Source organism: Agromyces capsici (assembly GCF_058349965.1).
Genome location: NZ_JBYRET010000001.1, coordinates 1429033 through 1446658, shown reverse-complemented (window position 1 = coordinate 1446658; position 17626 = coordinate 1429033). Strand labels below are relative to the sequence as shown.

Here is a 17626-nt window from a genome sequence, read left to right as displayed (position 1 = left end):
GCACCATTCCGCAGACCGTCCTCGACCAGCTCGAACTGCAGTCCATCGAGCTGCCCAGCTGGGCCTTCGGCAACTCGGGCACCCGCTTCAAGGTGTTCGCGACGCCCGGCACGCCGCGCGACCCGTACGAGAAGATCGCGGATGCCGCGCAGGTGCACGCGTACACCAAGCTCGCACCCACCGTGGCGCTGCACATCCCGTGGGACAAGGTCGACTCGTACGACGACCTCCGCCGCCACGCGGAAGACCTGGGCGTCTCGCTCGGCACCATCAACTCGAACACGTTCCAGGACGACGACTACAAGTTCGGCGCCCTCACCCATGAGGACGCCTCGGTGCGCCGGAAGGCCATCGACCACCACCTCGAGTGCATCGACATCATGCACGCGACCGGCAGCCGCGACCTGAAGATCTGGCTCGCCGAGGGGTCGAACTACCCGGGCCAGGCCGACTTGCGCGGCCGGCAGGACCGCCTGCACGAGTCGCTCGCCGAGATCTACGCCCGGCTCGGCGACGACCAGCGCCTCGTCCTGGAGTACAAGTTCTTCGAGCCGGCGTTCTACCACACCGACGTTCCGGACTGGGGCACCTCGTATGCCCAGGTCGCCGCGCTCGGCGACAAGGCGATGGTCTGCCTCGACACGGGCCACCACGCGCCCGGCACGAACATCGAGTTCATCGTCATGCAGCTGCTGCGCCTCGGCAAGCTCGGCTCGTTCGACTTCAACTCGCGCTTCTACGCCGACGACGACCTCATCGTGGGTGCGGCCGACCCGTTCCAGCTGTTCCGCATCGTCTTCGAGGTGGCGCGCGGCGGCGGCCTCAACCACCCCGACGTCGCGTTCATGCTCGACCAGTGCCACAACGTCGAGGACAAGGTCCCCGGCCAGATCCGCTCGGTGCTGAACGTGCAGGAGATGACCGCGCGCGCCCTGCTCGTCGACACCGACGCGCTCCGCGCCGCGCAGGTCTCGGGCGACGTGCTCGAGGCGAACCGCATCTTCATGGACGCGTTCTACACCGACGTGCGCCCCGCCCTCGCCGAGTGGCGCGAGTCGCGCGGCCTCGCGGCCGACCCGATGAAGGCCTTCGCCGAGTCGGGCTACCTCGCGAAGATCGCCGAGGAGCGCGTCGGCGGCGTGCAGGCCGGCTGGGGCGCGTAACCCCCTCTCGAGTGGGCGATCCTGGCGACCTCCGCCCCCGGGACCTCGCCAAGATCGCCCACTCGCGACTCACACGACTTCACCGACGATCGAGAGAGGCAGACGGATGACGCAGCAGACGCCGTACGGCGCGGCCGACGGGCTGGTCCGGGTGTACCCGGCGGATGCCGCGGCGACGCGTCCCACGGCGGCGCTCGTCTGGGCGCACGGCGGCGGCTTCGCCGCCGGCGACCTCGACATGCCCGAGGCCGACTGGGTCGCCCGCGCGCTCGCGGCCCGGGGGCTCACGGTCGTCTCGATCGATTACCGGCTCGCGGTCGGCGGCACCGGGCGCTACCCCGCTGGCTCCGACGACGTGCTCTCCGCCTGGCGGTGGACGCTCGCGCACGCCGACGAGCTCGGCGTCGATCCGGCCCGGCTCATGCTCGGCGGCGCGAGCGCGGGCGCCAATCTCGTGACCGGCGCCGTGCTGCGGCTGCTCGGGCATCGGGCGTATCCTGACTCCGCTGGCGGGGCGCCTGCGCCCAGCGCGACACCCGAGGTCGCGCAGGAGACGCGCGCCCCGTCGGCGGCCTCCACTCGCCTTCCTGCGGGCGTGTTCCTCGCGTACCCGACGCTGCTCGCGATCCAGCCGGCACCGGATGCCGCACTCAGGGCCTTGCTCGACGCGAGTCCTGCGGCCGACCGGTTCGGGCCCGACGTCGTGCGCACGATGTACGAGAACTACCTCGGCGGGCCGGCCGACGGCGCGCCGCTGCCCGCCGTGCCCGGCCTCGCGGCGCCGGCCGACCTCGCCGGCTTCCCGCCCGTGCTCATGGTCAACGGCGAGGCCGACGAGCTGCGCGTCTCGGGCGAGGCGTTCGCGGCGACGCTCGCCGCGGCATCCGTGCCCGTCGAGGTCGTGACCGAACCCGGCACCGAGCACGGGCACCTGAACCGCCCGCACCAGCCCGCGGCATCCGTCACGGTCGAGCGCGTCGTGCGCTGGGCCGCCGGCCTCGAGGCGGCCGCCGCGCGTACACCCCATTCACGAGTGGGCGATCTTGGCGGTCCGGCGATCGCCGGCACCGCCAAGATCGCCCACTCGAGAACCTCCGACCATCGTTCCATCACCGAAGGAATCACCCCATGACGAACCAGGCAGCTGCCGACCTCATCGCGCGGTCGAACCGCCTCGGCGCCGACCCGAGGAACACGAACTACGCCGGCGGCAACACGTCGGCCAAGGGCACCGAGACCGACCCGGTCACGGGCGAGCCCGTCGAGCTGCTCTGGGTGAAGGGCTCGGGCGGCGACCTCGGCACGCTCACGGAGCAGGGTCTCGCGGTGCTGCGCCTCGACCGCATGCGGGCGCTCGTCGGCGTCTACCCGGGCGTGGACCGCGAGGATGAGATGGTCGCCGCGTTCGACTACTGCCTGCACGGCAAGGGCGGCGCCGCCCCCTCGATCGACACCGCCATGCACGGCCTCGTCGACGCCGCGCACGTCGACCACCTGCACCCCGACTCCGGCATCGCGATCGCGACCGCGGCCGACGGCGAGGCGCTGACCGCGAAGATCTTCGGCGAGAAGGTCGTGTGGGTGCCGTGGCGGCGCCCAGGCTTCCAGCTCGGCCTCGACATCGCCGAGATCAAGGCGGCGAACCCTGCCGCGGTGGGCTGCATCCTCGGCGGTCACGGCATCACGGCGTGGGGCGACACGTCGGAGGAGTCGGAGCGGAACTCGCTCTGGATCATCGACACGGCCGCCGCGTACATCGCCGAGCACGGGAAGGCCGACCCCTTCGGCGGCGTGCGGGCCGGGTTCGAGGCGCTGCCCGAGGCCGAGCGGCACGCCCGTGCCGTGGCGCTCGCGCCCACCATCCGGGGCCTCGCGTCGACCGACAAGCCCATGGTCGGTCACTACACCGACTCCGACGTCGTGCTCGACTTCCTCGCGTCGGAGCGGGCGCCCGAGCTCGCGGCGCTCGGCACGAGCTGCCCCGACCACTTCCTGCGCACCAAGGTGAAGCCGATGATCCTCGACCTGCCGTCGACGGCGACCGTCGAGGAGCAGCTCGCGCGGCTGCAGGAGCTGCACGAGGCGTACCGGTCCGACTATCAGGCGTACTACGACGCGCACGCGACGCCCGAGTCGCCCGCGATCCGCGGCGCCGACCCGCTCATCGTGCTCGTCCCGGGCGTCGGCATGTTCAGCTACGGCGCGAACAAGCAGACCGCGCGCGTCGCGGGCGAGTTCTACGTCAACGCGATCAACGTGATGCGCGGCGCTGAGGCGCTCTCGACCTACACGCCGATCTCCGACGCCGAGAAGTTCCGCATCGAGTACTGGGCGCTCGAGGAGGCCAAGCTCCAGCGCATGCCGAAGCCGAAGACCCACCAGGGCCGCATCGCGTTCGTCACGGGCGCGGCATCCGGCATCGGCAAGGCCATCGCGACCCGCCTCGCGGCCGAGGGCGCGTGCGTCGTCGTCGCCGACCTCGACCTCGAGAAGGCGCAGGCGGCCGCGGCCGAGCTGGGCGGCACGGATGTCGCGATCGGGGTCGCCGCGAACGTCGCCGACGCCGAGGGCGTGCAGGCCGCGATCGACGCGACGGTGCTCGCGTTCGGCGGGATCGACCTCGTCGTGAACAACGCCGGCCTGTCGCTGTCGAAGCCGCTGCTCGAGACCACCGAGAAGGACTGGGACCTGCAGCACGACGTCATGGCCAAGGGCTCGTTCCTCGTCGCGAAGGCCGCCGCCAAGGCGCTCATCGAGCAGAAGCTCGGCGGCGACGTGATCTACATCTCGTCGAAGAACTCGGTCTTCGCCGGCCCGAACAACATCGCGTACTCGGCGACGAAGGCCGACCAGGCCCACCAGGTGCGCCTGCTCGCGGTCGAGCTCGGCGAGCACGGCGTGCGCGTCAACGGCATCAACCCCGACGGCGTCGTGCGCGGCTCGGGCATCTTCGCCGCCGGCTGGGGCGCGAACCGCGCCGCGACCTACGGCGTCAAGGAAGAGGACCTCGGCCAGTTCTACGCCAACCGCACGATCCTCAAGCGCGAGGTCGTGCCCGAGAACGTCGCCGACGCCGTGTACGTGCTGACCGGCCCCGAGCTCAGCCGCACCACGGGCCTGCACATCCCGGTCGACTCCGGCGTCGCCGCCGCGTTCCTGCGATGAGCACTCACCTCGTGAGGGTTGAGGAGCGCCGCGCGCAGCGCGACGCGTCTCGAAACCCGGGATCGGGGCGAGTCGTGAGGGTTGAGGAGCGACGCGCGAAGCACGACGTGTCTCGAAACCCGGGGTTGGGTTTCGAGACGCCGCTGCGCGGCTCCTCAACCCACGCAGAGGAGACGCCGCTGCGCGGCTCCTCAACCCACACAGAGGAGACGCCGCTGCGCGGCTCCTCAACCCGGACAGGGCCGACGCCGCTGCGCGGCGCCGCGACCCGCGGAGGTCGCCCATGAGCGCCGGCGCGGTCGCCGCGGTCGACCTCGGCGCGACGAGCGGGCGCGTGATCGTCGGGCACGTCGACCAGACCGCCGGCACGCTCGAGCTCGACCACGTCGCACGGTTCCCGAACGGGCCCGTGCGGCTCGCGTCGGGCCTGCACTGGGACTTCACGGGCCTCTACCGCGACCTCACGCGCGGCCTCGCCGACGCCTTCCGCCGCGAGCCCGGCGTCCGCTCCGTCGGCGTCGACTCGTGGGCGGTCGACTACGGCCTGCTGCGCGGCGGGCGCCTCCTCGGCGAGCCGTTCCACTACCGCGACGCCCGCAACGACGCCGCGGTCGACGCCGTGCACGCGCGCGTGCCGTTCGAGGAGCTCTACCGCCGCAACGGCCTGCAGTTCCTGCCGTTCAACACCGTGTACCAGCTCGCGGCCGAGCAGGCCGGCGGATGGCTCGACCTCGCGGACTCGCTCCTGCTGATCCCCGACCTCATCGGGTACCTCCTCACGGGCGCGAAGGTCGCCGAGCGCACGAACGCGTCGACGACCGGCCTCGTGGCGGTCGAGTCGGGCGAGTGGGACGACGAGCTCATCGAGCGACTCGGCCTCGCGCCATCCGTCTTCGCCCCGCTCGTGAACCCCGGCGACGCGCTCGGCGGCCTGCGGGCCGACGTCGCGGCCGACCTCGGCGCTCCCGCCGGCATCGAGGTCGTCGCCGTCGGCTCGCACGACACCGCGTCAGCCGTCGTCGCCGTGCCGATGCGCGCCGAGTCGGCCGCGTACATCTCGTGCGGCACTTGGGGGCTCGTCGGCGTCGAGCTCGAGCGCCCGGTGACCACGGATGCCGCGCGCAAGGCGAACTTCACCAACGAGGGCGGCGTCGACGGACGCGTGCGGTTCCTGCACAACGTGATGGGCCTGTGGCTGCTGTCGGAGTCGGTGCGCTGGTGGGAGCGGGACGGGGAGACGATCGACCTTTCCGAGCTGCTCGCGGCCGCGGCATCCGTCACCGCGCCCGTCACGGTGTTCGACGCGAACGACGCGCGCTTCCTCGCGCCGGGCGACCTGCCCGGCCGGATCGCCGAGTGGTGCCGCGAGCACGACGAGCCCGCGCCGCAGACCCGCGCCGAGTTCGCCCGGTCGATCGTCGAGAGTCTCGCCGAGGCGTTCGCGCAGACCGTGCGCACCGCGTCGGTGCTCTCGGGCGTGGACGTCGAGACCATCCACGTCGTCGGCGGCGGCGCGCTCAACGAGCTGCTGTGCCGACGCACGGCCGACCGCTCCGGCCTGCCCGTGCTCGCCGGCCCGGTCGAGGCGACCGCGATCGGCAACGTGCTCGTGCAGGCGCGCGCCCAGGGGCTCGTCGACGGCGACCTCGAATCGCTGCGGGCGCTTGTCGCACGGGCGTTCGCGCCGACGCGATACGAGCCGTCGGGGCGCTGAGCGAGACATGCTGCGACACGCTCGGTCTCGAGACGGCCGCTGCGAGGCCGCTTCGACCCGCGAGAACGGATCAGTGGCCGTGCGCGAGCTGCTGCAGCAGGACCACCGCGAGGCCGAGCGCCACGAGGATGCCGAGCGCGACGAGCTGCTTCCACCACGCCGCGTTCGTGCGGCGCACCGCGACGTAGCCGACGAGCCCGAGCGCGACGAGGTACAGGATCGACGCGGTGCGCAGCGCGGGCTCGAGCTCGAGCACGCCCACCGCGGCCAGCGCGAGCACGATGAGCGGCGCGGCCGCCGACGCGATCGCCGACCCCGAGACGCGGAGCATGCGCCCCAGCTCCTCGCGGTCGGGGAACGCGGCGTGGTATGCCAAGTGGGCGATCACCCCGGCGACGAACCCGGCCGCCGTGATCGCGACGATGCCGACGAGGAGGGTGAGCGTCGCGCGGGTGGCGGTCACGTGCTCGACGTTGGCGTGCTGCACGAGCACGATCGCGAGTCCGGTGAACGTCGCGTAGACGCGTTCCTTGAGCGCCTCGGCGCGCTCGTCGACCGGTCGGTCCCGGCGCCGCCGGCGTCCGCCGGAGCGCGTGCCGCCGGCACCTGGTGCGGGAGCCTCCATGCGCGTCACCGTACCAGCGCGGCGCGGCGCCGCGACATCCGCTCTGCGAGGATCGACGCATGACCGACGAGACCCGGACCCTGCTCGTGACCGTGCCCGGCGCGACCCTCCGCCGCGCGCTCGAGCGCACGCCCGGCGGCGTGCCCGACGGCGTCGACCTGGTCGAGTGGGACATGGCGGGCCCGCCGCCGGCCGCGGCATCCGGGCGGCGCATCGACATCGTGGTGCCGCCCTACATGGGTGCGGCCGCGCGGCTCGGCACGCTCGAGGGGCTCGAGATCGGGCTCGTGCAGTCGCAGTCGATCGGCTACGACGACGTGCCCGACGCGCTGCCCGCCGGGCACGTGTTCGCCAACGCCGCGTCGGTGCACGAGACCTCGACCGCCGAGCTCGCGATCGGCCTCGCCATCGCGGCGCAGCGCGGGCTCCCCGACTTCGTGCGCGCGGCCGCCGAGGGCCGCTGGGCCCCGGCGCGGCACGACAGCCTCGCCGACCGGCGGGTCCTGCTCCTCGGCTACGGCGGCGTCGGACGGGCGATCGAGGCGCGGCTCGCGCCGTTCGAGGTCGAGCTGACGCGCGTCGCCAGCCGGGCGCGCGACGACGAGCGCGGCCGCATCCACGGCATCGACGAACTGCCCGCCCTCCTGCCCGAGGCCGAGGTCGTGATCGTGGGCGTGCCCCTGACCGACGCGACGACGGGCCTGGTCGACGCCGCGTTCCTCGCCGCGCTACCCGACGGCGCGCTCGTCGTGAACGTGGCGCGCGGGCCGGTGGCCGACACCGACGCGATCGTCGCCGAGGCGACATCCGGCCGCCTGCGCTTCGCGCTCGACGTGACCGATCCCGAGCCGCTGCCCGAGGGGCACCCGCTGTTCGCACTGCCGAACGTGCTGGTCTCGCCGCACGTGGGCGGGGCGACCAGCGCGATGATGCCGCGAATGGCGCGGCTGCTGCGCGACCAGATCGAGCGGATGGCGCGCGGCGCCGCGCCGCGCAACGTCGTGCTCCGCACCTGAGCGGGGAGCAGAATTCAGGATGGTGCGTCACAGGCGATGAAGGAGATCTCACGAAGTGTGCGGGTGCACGGCGGTTTCGCTCACGTCTGGCGAGCCCGCTCGACGATGCTGCGATTCTCACGCCTCGCGGCCACCTCGCTTCCTGAATTCCGAACGGTTCGACCCCCGCACCCCAGAGAGGAACCCGCATGCCGCAGTTCGACCACGCCTTCGACTGGGTCCGCCGCCACGTCGACGACGGGCCGCTGCCGACCGCCGTGCTCGGCGTCGCGACCGCCGACGGGGTCGTCGCGCTCGACGCATTCGGCGCGGCATCCGTCGACGACCACTACCCGCTGTTCTCGATCACGAAGCCGATCGTCGGGCTCGCGGCACTGCGGCTCGTCGAGCAGGGCAGGCTCACGCCCGAGACGCCCCTGACCCGCGCGATCCCGTCGTTCGGCGAGGGCCGCGACGACGTCGTGCGGCTCCGGCACCTCGCGAGCCACACGTCGGGCATCGTCGAGCCGCCGCTCGACACGCCCCGCGGCCTGCGCCCGTCGCTCCTCGCGCCGGGCCGCGACTTCGCCGCCGGCACCGTCTCGCGCTACTCGACGATCGCGTTCGAGGGCATCGCCGCGCTCATCGAGGACGCGTCGGGCGCACCGTGGGAGCGGGCGGTCGCCGAGATCGGCGAGCGAGCGGATGCCTCGGGGCTGACCTTCGACGACGTGTCGCCGCATGCGCCGGTCGACGCGGCCGAGCAGGGCCTCGACTGGCCGCGCATGGCGTCGCTGCGCCATCCGGGTGCCGGGCTCTTCGCACGTGCCGCCGACCTGCTCGGGCTCGGCGCGGCACTGCTGCGCGACGACGGCTCGGTCGTCTCACCGCTGACGTCGGCGGCGATGCGCCGGCCGCTCACCGCCGGGCTCCCCAAGCTCGAGCCCTACCCCGAGTCGCGCGGGCAGGACTGGGGCTTCACCTGGAACCTGCGGCACTCGGCACCCGGCCTGCTCGCGCGCGACACGTTCGGGCACGGCGGCTGGGCGGGCACCGAGTTCTGGATCACGCCGTCGCTGGGCGTGTGCTTCGTGCTGCTCGCGAACGTCGGCGGCGGCATCGGCCGGCTCGGCATCGACGCCGACGAGCTGCACAACGCGGTGGCCGCCGCGGCCTGAGGCCGGCCCGGTGGGTGCCGGCGGTGCCGGCGGTGTCGGCTACTCGCTGACGCTGCCGACGGGACGCACGTCGGCGTACCCCTCGATGACGTGCTGGATGCGCGCAATCGCCGCGGCGTCGAGGTCGCCGTCGCCCGTGACGGCGCGCCATCCGCCGAGCACGACGTCGCCGTAGTTGTGCCCGTAGCTCGCGGGCACGCTCTCGCCCATGAACATGTCGACGACGAGCTGGATCGCGGTCACCGCGGGGATCCATCGCATCGAGTCGCTGAGATGCTCGGACCGCTCGCCGGGCGTCAGCCAGTCGGGCTCGGCCCAGATCAGCTCGGGCCCGAGCCAGGTCACCGGGTCGGTGGCGTGCTGCAGGTACGCGACCCGCGGGTCGCGCCATCCGTCGCCGAGCGCGTCGAAGTCGCCGGGCGCCGACTCCCAGCGCACGTCGCGCCCGCCGTCGACGACGGGCTGCCACTCGGGGCTGCCCTCGTCGCGGCCCGCGGTCAGGGTGCGCCACATCGTCGACCCGTTCGGGCTGCCGACGAAGAGGCCGCCGTCGGCCCGCGACCGCAGGTCGTCGAGGCTCGCGAAGCTCTCCTGCGCGCCGTGGGCGCCAAGACTGAGGCCGTAGACGACGAGCTGGGGCCGGTCGTCGGCGGGCAGCTCCAGCCAGGTCGCGTGCACGGCCTCGAACAGGGCGACGGATGCCGCGACCGGGGCGTCGGGGTCGAACACGAACGACACCCAGCTCGGCGTGTACGCGTACTGCATCGACACGATCGCGGTGTCGCCGCCGTGCAGGTACTCGATCGCGTCGACCGTCTGGGGTTCGAGCCATCCCGACCCGGTGGTCGTCGCGACGACGAGCACGTCGCGGTCGAACGCGCCCGTGCGCTCGAGCTCGCGCACGGCCATCGTGGCGCGCTCCTCGACCGTGGGGGCGTTCGCCTGGCCGACGTAGACCCGCACCGGCTCACGTGCCGGCTGCGCCGTCAGCTCCTCGATGTCGGCAGCGGTGGGCCCGCCGCCGAGGAAGGCCGTGCCGTGGCGACCGACCGCATCCCAGTGGACCTCGGAGTCGGGCCCGGCCGAGCGGAACCCGCTCACGGGCTCGCTGACCCACGGCGCGGCGGGCCCGTTGTTCGCCAGGTAGAGCCGGTCGAGCGCGAACATCACGACGGACAGGAGCACGGCGACGCCCACGACCACGGTCGCGGCCGTCGCGACGGTGCCCCACGCACGACCCCAGGCGCGCTGCGCGCGACGCTGCAGCCGGCGGATGCCGCGGGCGCTCGCGATGGCGATGACCACGACCGGCACGAACCCGACCGCGAACAGGAGCACGTCGACGCCGTCGGCCGGGGGCATCGCCACCGACCTCCGCACCTCGTCCTGCCAGCCCACCGACGCTGCGGCGAGCGCGACGGCGACGACGACCGCCACGCCGAGGTAGACCCACCACGCGATGCGCCGCTGCGACGGCGTCGGCCGCCACGTGACGAACCGGCGCACGAGCCACCACACGCCGACGCCCACGGCGTAGCCGATCGCGAAGGCGAGTCCGGTGATGAGCCCCTGGAACAGGGCCGGCCGCGGCAGCAGCGACGGCGTCATCGAGAGGGCTGCGAGCCCGAGCCCGATGATCGCTCCACCCGGATCGAGCTGCCACCAGCGACGTGCGCGCACCGTTCCCCCTCCGCGATGCCGACGCGGATGCGCGACGTCACCCGATCTTGGCACGGCGCCGGAGGGATTCGGTGCTCGCCCTGTTGACGCCGGGCCCCGACAGGGCGATCATGCGCGCATGGGCGCGATCATGGAACTGGAGATCGGGCCCGGGGCCGATCCGGGTTCGTACGCGGTGCGCGTGCTGCAATCGGTCGGCGCGGGCGAACCGACCGCCACCTTCGCGCTCGACCTCGACGAGCTGCTCGGGCGCCGTCGGGACATCGAGGCGAACGTGCTGTCGTCGGCCGTGCCCACCCGGCGCGTGCTCTCGGATACGGAGGCGGCCGTGCAGGAGGTGGGCCGCCGGCTCTTCGAGTCCGCGTTCACCGACGACGTGCTCACCGCCTACCGGACGAGCCACGCCGTCGCGTCGGAACGCGGCAGCGGCGTGCAGATCGCCCTGCGCATCACGGCGCCGGGGCTGGCAGCCCTGCCCTGGGAGGCGCTCTTCGACCCGGTCGCCGACGCCTACCTGTGCCGCAAGGATCCGCTCGTGCGCCACGTGCCGGCCGCTTCGCCGCCGCCCGCGCTCGCCGTCACCCCGCCGCTCCGGGTGCTCGGCATGATCGCTGCGCCGCGCGGCCTGCCGCCGATCGACGCGGAACGCGAACGCGAACTGCTGGCCACGGCGCTCCGGGCGCAGATCGACGCCGGCCTCGTCGAGATCGACTGGCTCGAGGACGTGACGTGGGCCCGCGTGCACGAGAAGCTGCTCGAACGGGAATGGCACGTGCTCCACTTCATCGGGCACGGCACCTACGACACGCAGACCGACGAGGGCGTGCTCGCCTTCGTCGGTCGCGACGGCCGTGCCGACATGGTCACCGCCTCGAGCCTCGCCGACCTGCTCGACGAGGCCGACCCGACGCCTCGGCTCGTGCTGCTCAACTCGTGCCAGTCGGGCGCGGGCGGCGGGGACGACCTGTTCTCCGGCACGGCGGCCGCGCTCGCGCACAGCGGCATCCAGGCGGTCGCCGCGATGCAGTTCGCCATCAGCGACGCCGCCGCGATCGAGTTCGCCCGCGGCTTCTACACGGCGCTCGCGCACGGCCGCGGCGTCGACGAGGCGGTGCGCAGCGGCCGCATCGGCATCCTCGGCACCGGACGCGGCACGCTCGAATGGGTGACCCCCGTGCTCTACCTGCGCGGCGAGGACGCGCACCTGTTCGACATCCGGCCGGGGCCCGCGTCGACCCGCGCCGGCCGAGCGAGCCGGCGCCCGCGACCTCCAGTCCCAGGCGCGACGCCGGGGCCGCGCGCCTCGGAAGCCGGGAGCCGACGCCGACGCGCCGCCTGGATCGCGGGTGGGGCCATCGCACTCGTGGGACTCGCCGCCGGGGTCGTCGCGGTGGTCGCAGCGCTCTCGCCGCAGGGGGGTGGGACCGGCGGTGACTCCGACCCCTCCTCGACCGAGGTCGTCGTCCCGATGAACGTCGCCTGGACCGAGTCGGGCGTCTTCTGCAAGGAGGGAGACACGCTCCTCATCTCCGCGAGGGGTGAGTTCCGCTACGACTCGCCGCAGGGTCGGCTCATCGGCCCCGACGGCATCACGAGCGGCGAGGAGTCGCAGGCTCGTGCGTTCTCGTGGGAGTACACCGCCGCGCTCATGGGCCGGGTCAGCACCTTCGACGGCCCCTTCCTGGTCGGCCTCGAGCGCGGCTACGAGTGCAACGACGACAGCGAGCTCGAGCTGGGCCCGAACGACCGCAGCCCGAGCGAGAACGTCGGCGAGCTCCGCGTGGAGATCTCACGGATCCCCGGCGGATGACGGGCCGGCTGCGCTCAGGGACGTCCCGCAGCCGAAGTTCAGGGCCTGCCCGCTGGGCTCGCGCCCGCCACGGCGCAAGGATGCGCGCATGGAGACGGTCCTGGAACTGGAGATCGGCCCCGGACCGGATCCGGGCACCTATGCCGTCCACGTCCTGCGGTCGGTGGGCGGAGGCGAGCCGGTGGAGACGATCGCGCTCGACCTCGAGGAGCTGGTCGACCGCCGCGGCGACTTCGAGGCGAGCGTGCTGGCCTCCGCGGTCGCGGCCCGGCGCATCATGACCGATACCGAGGCCGCGATCCAGAAGGTCGGCCGCACGCTCTTCGAGTCCGCGTTCGTCGGCGAGGTCCGCAACGCCTACCGGACGAGCGTCGCCGTGGCCTCCGACCGCGGCAAGGACGTCCAGATCACCCTGCGTCTGACCGCGCCGGGACTCGCCGCCCTGCCGTGGGAGGCGCTGTTCGACCCGGCCGCGGGTGCCTACCTGTGCCGCAAGGACCCCCTCGTGCGGCACGTCCCGTCCACCTACTCGCCGCCCGCGCTCGCGATCGAGCCGCCGCTCCGCGTGCTCGCCATGGTCTCCTCGCCGCGGGGGCTCCCGCCGCTCGACGCCGAGCGCGAGCGGGACCTCCTGAACGATGCCCTGCGCTCGCACATCGACGCGGGCCGCGTGCAGATCGACTGGCTGACGGATGTCACGTGGGCCGCGGTCCACGACAAGCTGCTCGACCACGAATGGCACGTCCTGCACTTCATCGGGCACGGCAACTACGACACGCAGACCGACGAGGGCGTGCTCGCCTTCGTCGACGACCACGGTCGCCCCGACTACGTGCCCGCGTCGAGCCTCGCCGACCTGCTCGACGAGGCCGAGCCGACACCCCGGCTCGTGCTGCTGAACTCGTGCCGGTCGGGCGCGGGCGGCACCGAGGACCTCTTCTCGGGCACCGCGGCGGCGCTCGCGCACAGCGGCATCCACGCGGTCGCGGCGATGCAGTTCTCGATCAGCGACACCGCGGCGATCCAGTTCTCGCGGGGGTTCTACTCCGCCCTGGCCCGCGGACGCGGGATCGACGAAGCCGTGCGGAGCGGACGCATCGGGATCCTCGGCACCGGTCGTGGCACGCTCGAGTGGGTCACGCCCGTGCTCTACCTCCGTGGCGAGGACACGCGACTCTTCGACATCGCCCCGACCGCGGCGGCGGTCGATGAGCCGACGGCTCGACCGGCACCCGCCGTGACGACGGACTCCGCCACGCCGCATGCACCCGCAGCGACGAAGGCCGGAGCCCCTGCGCCGGCGACGCGTGCACCCGCACCCGCACCCGCCGTGCAGACCCAGCCGGCAGCCCCGATGTCCCGGCCGTCCATCCCCGTCGTGCGGATCGCACAGCCGGCGCCGCCCTCGGCCGCTCCGCCGACCGCCGACGCGCCCGTCGTGTCGCACGCCCCGGCTCCGCCGCAGCCACCCGTGACGCCACCGGTCGGCTCGCCGAGCCATCCGCCCGCCCGTCCTCCGACGACCCCACCGCGGGCGACGCCGCGACCGGCCGCGACGCAGCCCCCGGCGCGCGAGCGTCGGCGCACGCCCGCCTGGATCGCCTGGACCGTCGTGCTGCTCGTCGCGGCGGCCGTCACCGGAGTGGCCGCCTCGATCGTGATCCCGCGGCTGAGCGGTGAGGAGAGCTCCGGCATCACGCTGCCCCTTCCGGGTCCGTTCGGCGGTGGCGGCGGCGACTCGGAGGAGGCGTCCGGCCTGCCGGCGCGCCCTCCGGACGCGACGGTCCCGGTCCCGGGCGACGCGGAATGGACCGCGACAGGCCTGTCCTGCGTCGGCGGCGACCGGTTCGAGTTCGCCGCGGACGGTCAGGTCCGGCCCGCCGGCCCGAGCTCGGCTCCGGTGGGTCCCGCTGGGATCTCCGGCCAGGAGGGTCCGCGGCCGGGCATCGGGGACGCGGCCCTGTTCGCCGGACTCCGGTTCGAGGCCGACGAGCGCCATGCGGTCGGTACCCACACCACCTACCCCTGCCCGAATGCGGGCACGCTCTGGCTGGGCATCAACGACGCGAACGTGACCGACAACGAGGGCGGGTTCACCGTCCGGATCTGGAAGCATCCCGTGCAGTGACGGCGGGGGGCGCTGTCGCCGGACCCGGGCCCGGCCTACGATCGAGACGAACCCCGACGGAAGGTCGACATGCCCGCTACGGCAGAACCCCGGGTCGCGCTCTACTTCGACTTCGACAACATCGTCATCTCCCGGTACGACCAGCTTCACGGCGAGAGCTCGTACCGCAAGGACACCAGCCGTACCAAGACGGTCGCGCCGGGCACGCAGGCGTGGAAGCGCCTGCAGCAGGCCACGGTCGACATCGACGCCGTGCTCGACTTCGCGGCGACGTTCGGCACGATCGCGATCGCGCGCGCCTACGCCGACTGGTCGACGCCCGTGAACGCGAGCTACCGCAACCAGCTCATCGACCGCGCGGTCGACCTCGTGCAGCTGTTCCCGCTGTCGGCGACGAAGAACGGCGCCGACATCCGTCTCTCGGTCGACGCGATCGAGGATCTCTTCCTCATCGAGAACCTGTCGCACATCGTGATCGTGGCGGGCGACTCCGACTACGTCGCGCTCGCTCAGAAGGCCAAGAAGCTCGGCCGGTACGTCGTCGGCATCGGCGTCGCGGGCGGCACGAGCCGCGCGCTCACCGCCGCGTGCGACGAGTACGCCGACTACGACGCGCTGCTGGCGACGGATGCCGCGGTGCGCGACGACGAGGCGACGGATGCCGGTGCACCGCCGCCGTCCGGCCGCGCCGGGTCGAACGGCCGCGCGGGCGAGAAGCCGCCGACGGCGACCGCCGACGCCGAGTCGGGCACCGCGCCCGCGCGTCGCCGCAGGGCGTCGACCAGGAAGCCCGCGGACGCGCCGAGCGAGACGGCCGCACCCGTCGAGACGAGCCCTGATCCGTCCACCTCGCGGGCCGTGAAGTTCGTCGCCCCCGCCGAGCCGGGCGCCGCCGAGGAGGTGCCCGCCGGCAGCACGCGGAACCCGGGCCGGCTCCTGCTGAAGGCACTCGAGCTGATGCGGGCCAAGACCGACGACGAGTGGCAGTCCTCGAGCGCGGTGAAGAACCAGATGCTGCGCATGGACCCCTCCTTCCAGGAGCGCCGGCTCGGGTTCGCCTCGTTCACGGACTTCCTGAAGTCGCGTGGCGGCGTCGTCGAGCTCGACGAGACGCCCGGCGCGAACCGCGTGCGCATCCGCCCCAAGAAGGGCTGATTCCTGGGCCGGGGCTGGCGGGAGCCGGCCAGACGGGAACCCGAGCGGCATCCCGCGCGGCGATCTCGGGTATCGCCGCCGGGCTCGAGCGATCTGCCGGACCGCGCGCAAAGCTGAGAGAATGTCAGGGAATACCCCGTGGCGGCACGATCGCCGATGCGCTGGAGTTCGCACATGGACGCGGTGATGGAACTCGAGATCGGGCCCGGCCCTGATGCCGGCTCCTTCACGGTGCGCGTGCTGCGCTCCGTGGGCGGAGGCGAGCCGACCGGAGTCGTCCGGTTGGACGTCGACCAGCTCGCCGCCCGCAGGCCGCTGCTCGAGGCGAGCGTGCTCGCCTCGGCCGTCTCCGCACGCCGGGTGCTCCCGGCGACGGAATCGGTGCTCCGCGACATGGGCGAGCAGCTGTTCGACGCCACGTTCGCGGGCGATGTCGGCGCCACCTACCGCACGAGCCGCGCCATCGCCGCCGAGCGCGGCACGGGACTGCAGATCGCGCTCCGCCTGACCGCGCCGGAGCTGGCCACGCTGCCGTGGGAGTCGCTCTTCGACCCTCAGGCGGACGCCTATCTCAGCCGAAAGGAGCCGCTGGTGCGGTTCGTTCCGGCCCCGTACTCGCCGCCGGCTCTCGAGATCGAATCGCCGCTGCGGATCCTGGCGATGGTGGCCTCGCCGCGGGGTCTTCCGGATCTCGACGTCGAGGCGGAGCGGCAACGGCTCGAGGAGGCGCTCCATTCGCATCTCGAACGCGGGTCGATCGAACTCGAGTGGCTCGACGACGCCTCCTGGGCGGGCATCCACGGCAAGCTCCTCGAGCAGCAGTGGCACGTCCTGCACTTCGTCGGACACGGCACGTACGACGCGGCCACCGACGAGGGCATGCTCGCGTTCGTCGGCCCTGACGGGCGCGCCGACCTCGTTCCGGCGAATGCGCTCGCGGACCTGCTCGACGAGGCCGAACCGACGCCCCGGCTCGTGGTGCTGAATTCGTGCGAGTCCGGCGCGACCGGAGGTTCCGACCTGTTCTCGGGCACCGCCGCAGCGCTCGCCCACAGCGGCATCCACGCCGTCGCCGCGATGCAGTTCTCGATCAGCGACAGGGCGGCGATCGCCTTCGCGCGAGGCTTCTACACCGCCTTGGCGCAGGGCCGGGACGTCGACGAGGCGGTCCGGAGCGGCCGCATCGGCATCCTCGGCACCGGCCGCGGCACGCTCGAATGGGTCACGCCCGTGCTGTATCTCCGTGGAGAGGACGCGCACCTCTTCTCGATGGCACCGATTCGGGAGCCCGATGCTGCGGTCGCAGCCCCGCCGGAGGGCGGGCCGACTCCGGTCCCGCGTGCCGCGGCGGCGGCCGCCCCACCTCCGGAGACGACCGCCGGGCCGCCGGCCCCCGCTCCAGCCCCGAGCTCGCCGCAGACCACTGCCCCGCCGCCCGAGTCCGGCTCTCGCGGGTCGGCGAGGAGATGGCTGCCCTGGCTCGCCGTCGGCGGGGTCGTGGTCGCCGGTGGTGTCGCGCTGCTGGCACTTCAACCGTGGGCGCCCGAGGACGCGGGCGGCGGGTCCGCTGAGGAGGGCGGCGTCTCGCCGGACGACGCGACGGGCCCCGTCGGCGGCATCGGCGACACGACGTACACGGAGGTCGTCGTGCCGATGGACGCCCGGGTCACCGTGACGGATGTCTGGTGCGCCGCCGGCGACCGACTCGACATCACCGCGTGGGGTCAGGCCTGGCATGACGAGACCGACGCCTCGCTCGTCGGCCCGGACGGCCTCACGGGCGGCGAGTACCCGGATGCGCGGATCCTGACGACCGCGAACACGGCGTCGATCATCGGCGTCCTCGAGGACACCGACGAGGCGCCGTTCTTCGTCGGCTCGGGGACCAGGTACGCGTGCCCGGTCGACGGCACGCTGTACCTCGGGATCAACGACACGAAGCTCGCCGGCAACCGAGGCGAGTTCACCGTCGGCATCACGCATGTCCCCGGCGATTGACCGGTGGAACGGAGG

Annotated in this window: 12 protein-coding genes; 10 read left to right on the top strand and 2 right to left on the bottom strand. The window is 73.2% G+C overall.

Translation table 11 applies throughout. From position 1 onward, the window contains the following. Positions 1-5 precede the first annotated feature (5 nt). The 4 genes from rhaI (at position 6) to AC3RKB_RS06910 (ending at position 6042) form a co-directional block, all read left to right on the top strand. Positions 6-1163 carry an L-rhamnose isomerase gene (gene rhaI / locus AC3RKB_RS06925; protein ID WP_491436771.1) on the top strand — a complete coding sequence of 386 codons (1158 nt, stop codon included), beginning with the start codon at positions 6-8 and terminating at the stop codon, positions 1161-1163. Positions 1164-1269: 106 nt separating this feature from the next. Further along, on the top strand, positions 1270-2295 hold the full coding sequence (locus tag AC3RKB_RS06920) for an alpha/beta hydrolase (RefSeq protein WP_491435337.1): 1026 nt from the start codon (positions 1270-1272) through the stop codon (positions 2293-2295). Beyond that, the gene (locus tag AC3RKB_RS06915; RefSeq protein WP_491435336.1) at positions 2292-4328 is read left to right on the top strand and encodes a bifunctional aldolase/short-chain dehydrogenase; all 2037 of its coding nucleotides are present in this window, start codon (positions 2292-2294) and stop codon (positions 4326-4328) included. Before AC3RKB_RS06920 ends, AC3RKB_RS06915 begins: the two co-directional genes overlap by 4 nt. A 283-nt stretch (positions 4329-4611) precedes the next feature. Next, entirely contained in the window at positions 4612-6042 is a 1431-nt protein-coding gene (locus tag AC3RKB_RS06910; protein ID WP_491435334.1) for a rhamnulokinase, read from the top strand. 70 nt (positions 6043-6112) lie between these two features. On the opposite strand, the gene AC3RKB_RS06905 is transcribed toward AC3RKB_RS06910, so the two are convergent. Continuing rightward, positions 6113-6667 (bottom strand): hypothetical protein, encoded by a 555-nt coding sequence (locus AC3RKB_RS06905; RefSeq protein WP_491435332.1) that lies wholly within the window; start codon positions 6665-6667, stop codon positions 6113-6115. Between the two features lie 59 nt (positions 6668-6726). Here AC3RKB_RS06905 and AC3RKB_RS06900 point away from each other — a divergent pair, with 59 nt between their 5' ends. Then, complete coding sequence (locus AC3RKB_RS06900; protein ID WP_491435330.1) at positions 6727-7683, top strand: 2-hydroxyacid dehydrogenase; 957 nt, start codon at positions 6727-6729, stop codon at positions 7681-7683. Positions 7684-7871: 188 nt separating this feature from the next. Further along, the gene (locus AC3RKB_RS06895) at positions 7872-8840 is read left to right on the top strand and encodes a serine hydrolase domain-containing protein (protein WP_491435329.1); all 969 of its coding nucleotides are present in this window, start codon (positions 7872-7874) and stop codon (positions 8838-8840) included. A gap of 39 nt (positions 8841-8879) precedes the next feature. On the opposite strand, the gene AC3RKB_RS06890 is transcribed toward AC3RKB_RS06895, so the two are convergent. Beyond that, entirely contained in the window at positions 8880-10520 is a 1641-nt protein-coding gene (locus tag AC3RKB_RS06890) for an alpha/beta-hydrolase family protein (RefSeq protein ID WP_491435328.1), read from the bottom strand. A gap of 118 nt (positions 10521-10638) precedes the next feature. Between AC3RKB_RS06890 and AC3RKB_RS06885 the strand changes: the two genes are divergently transcribed. The 4 genes from AC3RKB_RS06885 to AC3RKB_RS06870 all read left to right on the top strand — a co-directional run bounded on the left by AC3RKB_RS06885 (position 10639) and on the right by AC3RKB_RS06870 (position 17611). Continuing rightward, positions 10639-12330, top strand: coding sequence for a CHAT domain-containing protein (locus AC3RKB_RS06885; RefSeq protein WP_491435326.1), 1692 nt, complete (start codon positions 10639-10641; stop codon positions 12328-12330). An 88-nt stretch (positions 12331-12418) separates the two neighbouring features. Continuing rightward, positions 12419-14458, top strand: a complete 2040-nt coding sequence (locus tag AC3RKB_RS06880; protein ID WP_491435324.1) for a CHAT domain-containing protein — start codon at positions 12419-12421, stop codon at positions 14456-14458. A 69-nt stretch (positions 14459-14527) separates the two neighbouring features. Beyond that, entirely contained in the window at positions 14528-15613 is a 1086-nt protein-coding gene (locus AC3RKB_RS06875) for an NYN domain-containing protein (RefSeq protein WP_491435322.1), read from the top strand. Positions 15614-15787: 174 nt separating this feature from the next. Continuing rightward, positions 15788-17611: a CHAT domain-containing protein gene (locus AC3RKB_RS06870; protein WP_491435321.1), complete on the top strand. Its 1824-nt coding sequence runs from the start codon at positions 15788-15790 to the stop codon at positions 17609-17611. Positions 17612-17626: the final 15 nt, after the last annotated feature.